The sequence below is a fragment of the Variovorax saccharolyticus genome (genome assembly GCF_030316765.1).
Classification (GTDB): Bacteria; Pseudomonadota; Gammaproteobacteria; order Burkholderiales; family Burkholderiaceae_C; genus Variovorax; species Variovorax saccharolyticus.
The window spans coordinates 64658-76444 of record NZ_JASZYT010000003.1 but is presented as its reverse complement, the minus strand read 5'-3'; the positions used below and the strand labels follow the sequence as shown (position 1 = coordinate 76444).

General features: G+C 71.5%; 14 protein-coding genes. 13 read left to right on the top strand and 1 reads right to left on the bottom strand.

Annotated elements, in window-relative coordinates:
* Positions 1-13: 13 nt before the first annotated feature.
* Positions 14-385 (bottom strand): hypothetical protein, encoded by a 372-nt coding sequence (locus tag QTI45_RS10990; RefSeq protein ID WP_286654364.1) that lies wholly within the window; start codon positions 383-385, stop codon positions 14-16.
* A gap of 226 nt (positions 386-611) precedes the next feature.
* Here QTI45_RS10990 and QTI45_RS10985 point away from each other — a divergent pair, with 226 nt between their 5' ends.
* From QTI45_RS10985 to QTI45_RS10925, 13 genes are read left to right on the top strand one after another with little or no spacing between them, the layout of a single operon-like run.
* Positions 612-857 (top strand): hypothetical protein, encoded by a 246-nt coding sequence (locus tag QTI45_RS10985; protein ID WP_286373900.1) that lies wholly within the window; start codon positions 612-614, stop codon positions 855-857.
* A 37-nt stretch (positions 858-894) separates the two neighbouring features.
* Positions 895-1494, top strand: a complete 600-nt coding sequence (locus QTI45_RS10980; protein ID WP_286373901.1) for a Pvc16 family protein — start codon at positions 895-897, stop codon at positions 1492-1494.
* Positions 1491-2300, top strand: coding sequence for a hypothetical protein (locus QTI45_RS10975; protein ID WP_286654363.1), 810 nt, complete (start codon positions 1491-1493; stop codon positions 2298-2300). Before QTI45_RS10980 ends, QTI45_RS10975 begins: the two co-directional genes overlap by 4 nt.
* Before the next feature lie 59 nt (positions 2301-2359).
* A complete protein-coding gene (locus QTI45_RS10970; RefSeq protein ID WP_286654362.1) occupies positions 2360-4135 on the top strand; it encodes a phage tail sheath family protein in 1776 nt (591 codons plus the stop codon).
* A 26-nt stretch (positions 4136-4161) separates the two neighbouring features.
* The gene (locus QTI45_RS10965) at positions 4162-4605 is read left to right on the top strand and encodes a phage tail protein (RefSeq protein WP_286373904.1); all 444 of its coding nucleotides are present in this window, start codon (positions 4162-4164) and stop codon (positions 4603-4605) included.
* 25 nt (positions 4606-4630) lie between these two features.
* Positions 4631-6250: a phage tail protein gene (locus QTI45_RS10960; RefSeq protein ID WP_286654361.1), complete on the top strand. Its 1620-nt coding sequence runs from the start codon at positions 4631-4633 to the stop codon at positions 6248-6250.
* Positions 6250-6729, top strand: a complete 480-nt coding sequence (locus QTI45_RS10955; protein ID WP_286373906.1) for a phage tail protein — start codon at positions 6250-6252, stop codon at positions 6727-6729. Before QTI45_RS10960 ends, QTI45_RS10955 begins: the two co-directional genes overlap by 1 nt.
* A 14-nt stretch (positions 6730-6743) precedes the next feature.
* Positions 6744-7757: a CIS tube protein gene (locus tag QTI45_RS10950; RefSeq protein WP_286654360.1), complete on the top strand. Its 1014-nt coding sequence runs from the start codon at positions 6744-6746 to the stop codon at positions 7755-7757.
* A 2-nt stretch (positions 7758-7759) separates the two neighbouring features.
* Positions 7760-7930, top strand: coding sequence for a hypothetical protein (locus tag QTI45_RS10945; RefSeq protein ID WP_286373908.1), 171 nt, complete (start codon positions 7760-7762; stop codon positions 7928-7930).
* A gap of 25 nt (positions 7931-7955) precedes the next feature.
* Complete coding sequence (locus QTI45_RS10940; RefSeq protein WP_286654359.1) at positions 7956-9041, top strand: phage late control D family protein; 1086 nt, start codon at positions 7956-7958, stop codon at positions 9039-9041.
* 1 nt (position 9042) lies between these two features.
* On the top strand, positions 9043-9732 hold the full coding sequence (locus QTI45_RS10935) for a phage baseplate assembly protein V (protein ID WP_286654358.1): 690 nt from the start codon (positions 9043-9045) through the stop codon (positions 9730-9732).
* 18 nt (positions 9733-9750) lie between these two features.
* On the top strand, positions 9751-11418 hold the full coding sequence (locus QTI45_RS10930; protein ID WP_286654357.1) for a hypothetical protein: 1668 nt from the start codon (positions 9751-9753) through the stop codon (positions 11416-11418).
* A 14-nt stretch (positions 11419-11432) separates the two neighbouring features.
* Positions 11433-11786, top strand: coding sequence for a GPW/gp25 family protein (locus QTI45_RS10925; protein WP_286373912.1), 354 nt, complete (start codon positions 11433-11435; stop codon positions 11784-11786).
* Position 11787 lies beyond the last annotated feature (1 nt).

Genomic DNA, 11787 nt, shown 5'->3' with positions numbered 1-11787 from the left:
TGTTGCCCGCGCCTCACTTGGCCTGCGCGGCCGCCAGCGTCGCGCAGGTGTTCCCCGGTTCCACCGAGCGGAATTTCTCGACCACCATCTGCTCGCGCGCCGGGCCCTCCATCGCCTCGCGCACTTCGAGCCGGCCGTCGAAGTTGACCAGCAGCGCCGCCGCGGGCTCCTTGCGCCATTCGAGGTAGCTGCGCTGCAGGGCGACCGCGTCGGCGGTCATCGCCACCGGCCAGCGCTTGCCGCTGGCGCAGTCGGTGAACAGCGCGGCATCCGCGAAGTAGACGAAGTCGCCGCGCCAGCTGGCCGGCTGGGCGTGCAGGCCGGTGGCGCAGGCGGCGAGCAGCAGGGCGAGGCAGGGCCTGCCGATCGGGAACGCTGGGGTCATGGGAGGCCTTTCACTTTCGAGGTGCTTCAGCCCGAAGCCTACTACGCCAGCCGGTCCGCGCGGCCGGGTCCGCCGCGCCCCGGTGGGTCGCTGGAACCGGGTCGGCGTTGACCCGGCGCAGGCCTGCGCGCGGCGGCTGCTTCCAATCAAATCAAGCACTTGGCGCGCAGGCGCCGACTGGCACGCGATTCGCAATGAGAAGGCATGACCTTGCCTGGAGACTGCATTGCTCGATGGGTCGGCGGAAAGCAGAACGCGGCGCGCTGCGGAGGCCATCGAAGCCTACCTCGCGCGCTGGCCGCAGGCTGCCGACACGGAAGAGGGCATCGCGCAATGGTGGCTGCCGCGCATGGGCGTGGACCTGCCGTTGCCCGATGTGCGATCGGCGCTCGAGCGGCTGGTGCGGCAGCGCGTGATCGTGCGCACCAGCCTGCCGGAGGGCAGCGTGATCTACCGGGCCGCGCCGCCGTGATGCCGCGCGGCTGGCATCGCGGCGGGCGCTGAAGACCATGGCGAACATCCAGGCGATCCATTCGGTCGGCGCGTCGATCGCGACCTTCCTGCGCAACACCTACCCGGCCAGCGTGGGGCCGCAGGCAATGCCGTCCTGCGACTTCGCACTGCTGTCCTCGGGCGAACTCGCGGGCACCATCGACGAGAGCACGCGCATCACGCTCTACCTCTACCGCGTGACGGTCAACGAGCACAACCGCCAGCAGCGGCCCGGCCTGATGTCGCCGCAGCAGCAGGCGCCGCTCGGGCTCGACCTGCACTTCCTGCTGACCGCCTGGGCCGGCACCGCGCAGGACGAACTGCTGCCCTTCGCCTGGGCGCTGCGCCAGCTGTACCTGCATCCGATCCTCGATGCGTCATCGCTGTCGCCCGAGGCGGCCTGGAGTCCCGAGGAGGTGATCCAGATCATCCCGTCGGAGCTGCCGGTGGAGGACATGATGCGGATCTGGGATGCGCTCGCGCCGCCGTACCGGCTGTCGGTGTCGTACGTGGCGCGGCTGGTGCGGATCGACCCCGACCGGATGCTCGAGGCCGGTCCGGTGGTCGCCACGCGCTTCGGCTACGGCACGGCGCGGCCGGCGGGGGAGGCGCCATGACCCTCGTGATCCGCGAACTCGAACACATCGACACGCGCGTGCTCGGCGCGCTGCGCTGCGTCGATGCCGGCACCCGTGCCGCGGTCGACCTGCCGCTGCAGGTGCGCATCGACGGCGCCCGCGTGCGCCGCAATCGCAGCGGCCTCTACGTGATCACGCAGGCCGATCTGCTGGCCGCCCACGAAGGGGCCTTCGAAGCTCCGCCGGCCGCGCCCGCGATCGGCTCGGTGGCCCTGAGCGCGACCTTGGCCGACCCCAGCGGCGGCTACCTGCCGCGCATCGCCACGCTGGCCTTGCCGCGCGAGCCAGCGGCCGACCGTGCGTCAGAGGCCGACTCGCTGTTCCGGCCGATCGAAGTCGCGATGTACCCGGCGAGCACCGCGCCGCTCGGCGCCAACTGGGCCGTGCTGCGCATCTCGCTGCGCGAATCGGCCAGCGGCGATGCGCTCGGCGGTGCGCTGTTCATCGTGCGCAGCGGCCTGCGCGTGCTGGCCCGCGGCCTCAGCGACTGGCGCGGCGAAGCGCTGGTGCCGGTGCCCGGCGTGCCGGTCACGACCTGGTCGGACGAGGACGATGCGGTGGTCGCGAGCGAGACCGCCGCACAGCTGCAGATCGTTTTCGACCCGGCCGCGGGCCTGCGGCTGCCGGCGGCCGCGGTGCGCGCCGGCCGGGCGCCGGCCGCGCTGCCGCAGGTCGATCCCGAGCGGCTCGAGGCCGAGCGCGACGACCTGCCCAACGCCACGCTCGACCTGCAGCTCGCTGCCGGGCGATCGCAGTCCCTTTCCCTCGCGCTCGCATTGCCATGAAGGCCCAGCGAGTCATCCGTCGTCCAGCACCCGCAACCTTCATGCAAAGGAGATAGGCCATGCCCGAATACCTGGCACCCGGCGTCTACGTCGAAGAAACCAGCTTCCGCGCCAAGTCGATCGAAGGGGTCGGCACCAGCACCACCGCCTTCGTCGGGCCGACGCGGCGCGGACCGCTTGGCGGTGTGCCGGAGCTGGTCACGAGCCTGCCCGATTTCGAGCGCATCTACGGCAGCCTCGAGAACCTCGCGCTGGGCGACGTGAGCGATGCCGCGCGGCGGCTCAACTTCGTCGCCCATGCGGCGCGGGCCTATTTCGACAACGGCGGTTCGCGGCTCTACGTGGTGCGCACGCTCAACACGGCGGCCCTGGCCAGCGGGGCGCTGCTGAGCGGCGGCGCCGATGCGGAGAACGCCGCGATTCGCGCGCGTTTCGCGGGCGCGGCCTACAACGGCCGTGTGCTGTTCCGGGAAGCGGCGCGTCCCGCCACGGTGCGCACGCTGGGCACCGCGCCCGCGGGCAGCCTGCTGAGCATCCGGGTCGACGACACCGAGACGCTCTACACCGGCAGCGGCGCGACCTGGCTCGACAACGGCAACACGGCGCTGTCGCTGGCCGGCCTGGCCGCCGAAGACACGCCCGGCGGTGCCGATGCGGTCGCCAACCTGGTGACGCTGGCGGTCGACGTGATCGATGCCGATGGCTACGCGCAGTCGTGGGACGAACTCGGATACGCACCCGCGCATCCGCGCTGGCTCGGCACCGTGCTGGCGCAGAACCCGGCCAACCGGGCCGACGCGCTCGCCAACCTGGTGGCGGCGCAGATCGGCAGCGGCGTCAGCGCCTTCGAACTGGCGGCCGCGGTGCGGGCGCTGCCCGCGGTGGTCGGCGACACCGACGGCCGCCGGCTGCTGGTGCTGGCCGGCGGCACCGACGGCAATGCGCCGATCACGGGCGCCGAAGGCACGGCCGGCAGCTACGCCGATGCGCTGGCGACCCTGTCGGGGCTCGAGGACGTGTCGATCGTGGCGGCGCCCGGCAGCAGCGCATACGCCGACGCGCAGGCGATCCAGGGCGCGCTGATCGGTCATGCGGAGCGGCGCCGCGCCTACCGCATCGCGGTGCTCGACTGCGAGCCGAACCAGACGCCCGGCGGCATGCGCATCGCGCGCGGCCGCATCGACTCGCGCTATGCCGCGCTTTACTACCCGTGGGTGATCGTCTCGAACCCGCTGGCGCGGCCGGGCCGCGACGACATCCCGCGCGAGATCGCGCTGCCGCCCTCGGGCTTCGTGGCCGGCATCTACGCGCGCAACGACACCCAGCGCGGCGTCTACAAGGCGCCGGCCAACGAGGTCGTGACCGGCGCGCTGCGCTTCGAGAGCGACATCAACTTCGCCCAGCAGGAGCTGCTGAACCCGATCGGCGTCAACTGCCTGCGCTACCTGTCGGGCCGCGGCTACCGTGTGTGGGGCGCGCGGCTGGCGTCGAGCGACCCGGAATGGAAGTACGTCTCCGACCGGCGCTACTTCAACTACCTCGAAGCCTCGATCGACCGCGGCACGCAGTGGGCGGTGTTCGAGCCCAACGGCGAGCGCCTGTGGGCCAACGTGCGGCAGACCATCTCGGACTATCTCTACAACGAATGGCGCGGCGGGGCGCTGCTCGGCACCACCACCGAGGAAGCCTACTTCGTGCGCTGCGACCGCACCACCATGACGCAGAACGATCTCGACAACGGGCGGCTGATCTGCCTCATCGGCGTGGCGATCATCAAGCCGGCCGAGTTCGTCATCTTCCGCATCGGCCAGAAGACGGCTGACGCCCGCGCCTGAGTCGAGAAGCATCAAGGGGAACCAACATGGCCAATCGCACCACGCCCTACGGCGCCTTCAACTTCGTCGTCAACTTCGATGGCGGCGAGACTTTCGGCGGCTTCTCGGATGTCTCGGGCATCGGCACCGAGCTCACGATCGCCGAGTACCGCAACGGCAACGACAAGGAGAACCACGTGCGCAAGGTCGGCGGCGTGCACAAGGTCTCGGACGTCACGCTGAAGCGCGGCATCGTCAACTCGATCTCGCTGTTCCAGTGGATCAAGGACTCGCGCACCAAGGGCCCCGACGCCAAGAAGAGCATCACGATCCTGCTGCTCGACGAGTCGCAGAAGCCGGTGCAGTCGTGGGTGCTGCGCGGCGTGCTGCCGATGAAGTACACCGGCCCGACCCTGGCGGCCAAGGGCGGCGGCGATGTCGCGATGGAAGAGCTGGTGCTGTCGTCCGAAGCGCTCGAGATGGAAGCCTGAACATTCGCCCGAGCGACACCGCGCCATGAGCCTGCTGTTCGAAACCGCCGCCCCGCCGGTCGCACCCGACCTGCGCCGTGCCGACGTCGCCTGCTTCGTCGGCCATGTGGCGCGCCGGGCCGGCACGCCGCTGCCGGACGCGGTGCGCGACCAGCTGCGCGAGGGCGGCTGGATCGACGGGCTCTGGGCCCGGCCGCCCGAGCAGGTCGAGGCGCTGCTGAACCTGCCGGTGGTGATCGACAGCTGGGCCCGCTTCGACGCGCTGTTCGCGTGGGAGACGCGGCCCCTGCGTGCGGACCCGGCCGACACCGACACCGGCATCGCGGTCTGCGCGACCTACCTGGGCGCCGCGGTGCGCAGCTTCTTCGCCCGCGGCGGCCGCCGCGCGATCGTGGTCCGGGTCGGCGACCCCTGGCCCTTCGTCGAGACGCTGGCCGATCCCGCGGCGACCCGGCGCGAGCGGCTGCGCCGCATGATCCCCGACTTCGCCGACCGCACGAATCCGGCGCGCCTGTTCGTGCCTTCGGAGCCTTCGACCTGGCAGGGCATCCACCATGCGTACGGCCTGCGCGAGCTGAGCCTGCTGCTGCTGCCCGACCTGGCCGACGCCTGCTGCACCAGCGATCCGCCGCCGCGCACCGAGCTGCCGCCGCCCGCGGTGCCGACCGGCTTCGTCGAGTGCAGCGACAACGATGCGCCGCCCGACGACACCACGCTGCGCCGGCTGCCGGCGCCGCGGCTCGACAGCGAGGGCTACCTGGCCTGGCAGCTGGCGCTGGTCGCGGTGCGCGCGTTCCTGGCCCGGCACCAGCGCGAGCTGATGCTGATCGCCGCGCTGCCGCTGCCGCAGGCCGAGACCCGGCGCGTCAGCGGCGACGGCCAGGTGCATGCGCAGGCCGAGATGGGCGCCTATCTGCGGCGCATCGGCGTGCTCTCCGAAGCCGCGATTCCGTCCGACCAGGACCCGGGCGCGGCGAGCGCCTTCGTGCAACTGGCCTGGCCCTGGCTGCGCACGCAGGCGGCGGTCGACCTGCCCGAGTGGCTGGAATCGCCCGACGGCGTGCTGGCCGGCCTGATCGCCGCCAGCGCTAGCCTGCGCGGCAGCTTCCGCTCGGTGGCCGGCGATTTCTCGGTGGCGCGGCTGCGCGACGTGGTGGATGCCGAGCCGCAGCCCTCGTGGGGCCTCGGCGACGACAGCCCCGACGCGCGGCTGGCGCGCCACGTCTGCCTGTTCGCGCAGCAGCCCGAGGGCTGGGCGCTGCAGTCGGACGTCACGCTGTCGTCGCAGGAGGCCTGGCGCTTCGGTGGCACCTCGCGCCTGATGGGCACCATCCTGCGCGCCGCGCGCGCGGCCGGCGACTGCCTGGCCTTCGATCTCAACGGCCCGGCCACCTGGGCCCGGCTGCGGCGCAGCATCGACAACCTGCTGGCCGGCTTCTGGGCCGAAGGCGCCTTTGCCGGCGCCACCATCGGCGATGCCTTCGCGGTGCGCTGCGACCGCACCACCATGACCCAGGCCGACCTCGATGCCGGCCGCATGATCGTCGAGATCACGCTGCGGCCGGCGGCATCGATCGAGCGCATCACGGTGGTGCTCGACCTCAACAACGCGAGCAGCGCCGCGGCGCTGCGGGAGGCTGCCTGATGCCCGCCCAGGACCTGCCCGAGAACCTGCTGCAGCCGCTGCATGCGTTCCGCTTCCATGTGAGCTTCTCGAACGCGCAGGGCGGCGACAGCGTGGACGTCTGCAGCGGCGCCTTCGCCGAATGCACCGGCCTGGAGGCGACCATGGAGCCGAAGGTGATCAAGGCCGGCGGCGTCAACTACGGCGCAGCCCAGCGGCCCGGGCCGGTGAGCTTCGCCACCGTGGTGCTCAAGCGCGGCATGACGACCACGCGCGATGCCTTCAAGTGGTTCCAGCTGGTGGCCGGCGGTGCCTATGCCTACCGGCTCTCGGCCGAGATCCAGATGCAGGACGCAGCCGGCGAGACGGTCGTGACCTGGGGCCTGGACAAGTGCATGCCGGTCAAGTTCAAGGCCTCGGACCTGAACGCCAAGGGAGGCGACATCGGCGTCGAGGAACTGCACCTCGCGCACGAGGGTCTGCGCCTGATCGTCGACTAGGAAAGCAACCCGCCATGGCCAGCCTGCCCGACGCCCCCACGGTCGAATCCGCCACCTTCGACGTGCTCGAGGGGCCGGGCGCGGGTGGCGGCGCGATCGCGGTGCAGTTCAATCCGGTCTCGCTCGAATACACGATCAGCAACGAGTTCGACGACCGCAACGGCAACAACGGCGCCCGCCAGTTCGTCAAGAAGAGCACCGCCAAGCTGTCGATGACCTTGGTCTACGACAGCAGCGACGACGGCAGCGACGTGCGGATCCAGACCGAGACCATCTCGCGCCTGATGGAGCCGGCCAAGGACGGCAAGAAGAAGTTCGCGCCCAAGGTCGCGTTCGGCTGGGGCAGCTACACCTTCAAGGGCGTGATCGAGCAGTACAAGGAAACGATCGATTTCTTCGCCGCCAGCGGCGTGCCGCTGCGCGCCAGCATCGCGCTGACGCTGGCCGCGCAGGAGGTCGAGTTCCAGAGCAGCAAGAACCCCGACGCCAGCGTCGACGGCAACCTGACGCCCGATCCGGTCGATGTGCCGCCGGGCGCGGCGCCGGCCTCGGTCGCCAATGCGCTCGGCGACCCGCGGGCCGCGCGCGCGATCGCCTCGGCCAATGGCGCGGCCAGCCTGCGCTTCGGCGCCAGCGCCTCGCTGTCGGTCGGCGGCTCGGTCAGCATCGGCGCGCCGGTGGCCTTCTCGGCCGGCGCGGGGCTGTCGGTCGGGGGTGGTGTCGGTGGCGGTGTCTCCGTCGGCGGCGGTGCATCGATAGGCGGCGGTCTGTCGCTCGGCGGCGGCGCCGGGCTCGGCATCGGCGCCACCGCCGGGGCCGCATTCGCGGGGCTGCGCGTCGGCACCGCGGGCGCCAGCGCCTCGGTCGATACGGCCTCGGCCCGCGCCGCGCTGCTGCCGGCGGCCGGCGTCAGCGGGCCGGTGTCCTTCGGGCTCGGCGGCCGCGCGCGGGCCAGCGGCGGCGCCAGCCTGTCGGCCGACGTCGGTGCCAGCGCCGACCTGCATGCACGAATCGGATTCGGAGGTTGACGATGCCCATTTCATTCGACGAAGTCTCGGCCGAGATCGAACGCGAGCCGGCCCGCGGCAGCGCCGGCGACGCGCCTGCGACCGCGGCGTCGCCGCCGCCCGATCCGCGCGAGCAGTTCGAGCGCGAGCTGCGGATCTTCTGCGAGCGGCAGGCGCGCCTGTCGGCCGATTGAGCGCGGCGCGCGAAGGAGCCAACACATGTCCGAGACCAGCCTCAGCGAATCGGCGATCTTCAGTGCCCGGCCGGTGGTGCGCGTCGGCGGCCAGGCGGTCGAGCGGGTCACCACCTTGCTGAGCGCGATGCGCATGGAGGAGAGCGAGGGCGGCATGAGCACGCTCGAACTGCGGCTCGCGAACTGGGTCGCCACCGGCAGCGGCGGCGCCGAGCTGGCCTTCGACGCCCAGTCGCCGCTGAAGCTGGGCGCCGAGCTGCTGGTCGGCACCGGCGACGAGGCGGCGCCGAACGAGATCTTCCGCGGCAAGGTCAGCGCGCTCGAGATGGTCTGCAACTACGGCCAGCCGCCCGAGCTCGTGGTGCTGGCCGAGGACGGGCTCGGTGCCGCGCGGCGGGCCCGCCGCACCAAGGTCTATGCCGACATGACGCCGGCCGACGTGATCCAGGCCGTGGCCGGGGATCTCGGCCTGTCGCCGACGGTGACCGGCCTGGCGTCGCCCAGCGGCACCTGGATGCAGCTCAACGAGACCGATCTCGGCTTCCTGCGGCGACTGGCCGCGCGCTTCGAGGCCGACCTGCAGGTCACGGGCACGGCGCTCACCGTGGCGCCGCGGCAGGAGGTGCAGCGCGGCACGATCGAGCTCACGCTCAACAGCCAGCTGGCGCGGGTGCGCATCACGGCCGATCTCGCGGACCAGGTCACGGCCGTGACCACCGCGGGCTGGAACGCGCAGGACGGCAGCCCGGTGAGCGGCTCGGCCACCGGCATCACGCATGGCGGGCCGGGCAGCGGCAAAAGCGGCGTGGCCTGGGCGCAGGAGGCCTTCGGCACCCGCAGCGAGCATGTCGGCACTTTCGCGGTGTCGACCGACGGCGAGGCGCAGGCGCTGGCCGAGGCCGCGATGGACCAGCGCGCGCGCCGCTTCCTGCGCGCCGAGGGCACGGCCGAGGGCAATGCGCGCATGCGGGTCGGCGCCCAGGTGCGGCTGGCCGGCATCTCGCCGCAGTTCGACAACAGCTACTACGTGACCGAGGCGCGGCACCTGTTCGACATGCGGCAGGGCTACCGCACCGAGTTCCGCGCCGAGTGCGCCTACATGAATCAATGACATGAAGCGCGACGCCGTATTCAACAACCCCGCCGGCTGGATGCAATCCGGCTTCCTTGCCCGCGTGGTCTCGCTCGACGACCCCGACAACCGCGCCCGTGTGCGGGTCAAGCTGCTGTCCTTCGCCGATGTCGACGAACAGGATTCGACGATGTGGGCGCGCGTGGTCTCCTCGTTCGCGGGCAGCGACCGCGGCGTGTTCTTCCTGCCCGAGGTCGACGATGAGGTGCTGGTGGTCTTCGTGCAGGGCGATGCGCGCCATCCGCTCGTGATCGGCGGCCTGTGGAACGGCGCGGCAACGCCGCCGGCCGCGATCGAGTCGGGCGGCCGCAACCGCTTCAAGCGCATCAAGTCGAAGAACGGCATCGTGGTCACGCTCGACGACCAGGACGGCCAGGAGACGCTGCAGCTCGAGACCCCCGGCGGCCAGAAGCTCACGCTCAAGGACGGCCCGGGCAGCGTCAAGATCGAGGACAGCAACGGCAACTCGATCACGCTCGAATCGGCCGGCATCACGGTGCAGGCCGCGGCCAAGGTCAAGGTGCAGGCCTCGACCGTCGAAGTCACGGCCGGCATGGTGACGGTCGATGCCGCGATGTCGAAGTTCTCGGGCATGGTCAAGTGCGACGTGCTGCAGACCAACGCCGTGATCTCGACCAGCTACACGCCCGGCGCGGGCAACGTCTGGTAGCGCCAGGAGGACGACGCCATGCACGACATCCTCATCGGCGCCCCGCGCGACATCCTCGCCAGCGCAAGGCCCGTGCTGCTGCAGCGTAGCGACGAGGACTTCATCCAGTCCACGCTCGACGAGCTGCGCAGCCCGCAGGGCCGGCAGGCGCTGGCCGGCCGGCGCGCGAAAGCCGTGAATGCCCAGGGCACGCTGAAGCTGTTCCAGCCGATCCAGCGCCAGTTCCACCTGGCGCTGGTCGAGGCCTGGTGCGACACGCCCGGCGCGCCGCGCATCGATCCGCAGCGGGTCGATTCGGCGGGCCTGGTGGTGCGCCGGCTCGATGCCGGCGGCCAGCCGCAGGGCTGGATGCGATCGAACGGCAGGGTGCGCGGCTGGGTGCCCATTTCGAGAGTCGGCGGCAGCGCCAGCGATCCGGCGGCGCGGCACCGGCTGCAGCGCCGGCTGACCGGCGTGGCCGACATCGACCGGCAGCTCTCGGGCTTCGCGCTGCGGCAGCCCGACAACCTGTTCGAGGAAGACGTGGTGCCGCTGTTCATCGCGCCGCCCGACGTCTGCGCCGAGGCCGGCAAGACCGTGTTCTACGGCATGGTGCCGACCGTGAGCAGCGAGATCAGCGAGGCCGCGCCGGCGGCGAGCGCGGCCGGGTCGGTCGATTTCGGGCCCAACTCGAGCGCCTTCCGCACCCACCTGGCGGCGCCGCTGCGCGGTCTGGCGACGCCGTTCCCGTTCGCCGGCGCGCAGGTGGTGCCGGGCTGGTTCGATGCCAGCGAGGCGCCCGGCGAAGTCAGGCCCGCCGACGTCAGCGCGGCTCAGTTCGCGGCCTTGAAGGCGCCGATCGAGAACAGCGAGCAGCCGAGCCAGCCGGCCGGCCGGATGCGCGTCTTCCTGCTGCTGCTGCGCCAGCTCGCGAGCGAGTTCAATGCCTTCGACGGCGGCGCCGAGGCGAACGCGCTGCGCACCGCGCTCGCGGCCATCCGCCTGCCATTGGTCCTGAAGCAGGGCCAGTCCGAACCGGACACCGTGCGCGCCGACCTCTTCCTCGCCGACGCCTGCAAGCTGCTGCTCAAGAAGGAGAGCATCGCGGCGCCGCTCGAGATGCCCGAGCGCTGGCCGGCGCTGAGCCCCGAGCTGACCCAGGGGCTGGCCAACGCGATGCACTCGGCGATGCAGGCGCGCGCCGCGGCGCTGCTGCCGCAGAGTTGCCGCTACGACGAACCCGGCGCGCGCTACCAGGTGCGCGCCTTCGTGCGCATCAAGCCCGAGGGCGCCTGCCCGACACGCATCGTCTGGAGCCAGGAGAGCGAGCCCTTCGTGATCGCGCCCTGGTACGAGAGCGCCGATGCGCGGCCGCCGGTGATGATCCCGCTGCCCGACGCCAGCGACCGCGGCATGCTCAAGCAGTTGAAGCCCAACGTCGCCTTCGTGGTGCCGCCGTCGATGCAGAACCTCTTGTCGGGCAAGGCCAAGGACCTGCTCGAAGGCAAGGCCGACATGGGCACGCTCGGCATCACCTGGATCTGCGGCTTCAACATCCCGATCATCACGATCTGTGCCTTCATCGTGCTGAACATCTTCCTCACGCTGTTCAACCTGATCTTCGGCTGGCTCTTCTTCATCAAGATCTGCGTGCCGTTTCCGAAGATGGGCAACAAGGCGCCGGCGAAGCCGCCGTATCCGTCATGAGCGGATTCCCACTCTTGCCTTTGCCCGACGCGAACGGCGCGCTCGCGTGGCCCGATCTCGCGCAGTCGGTGCGCGACGGGATCCGGCTGATTCTCTCGACCCGGCCGGGCGAGCAGCTGATGCGGCCCGACTTCGGCGGTGGCCTCGACCGCTTGCTGCATGCGCCCAACACGGTGGCCACCCGGCGCCAGATACGCGACCTGGTGCGCGACGCGCTGACGCGCTGGGAGCGCCGCATCCTGCTCGACGCGGTCGAGGTCTGGGAGGTCGACAACGAACCGAGCGCGCTGCGGGTCGAGATCGTCTTCCGGCTCGCGCGCACCGGAGCGCCGGGCGCCATGAACGTGACCGTGCAACTGGAAGGCTGAA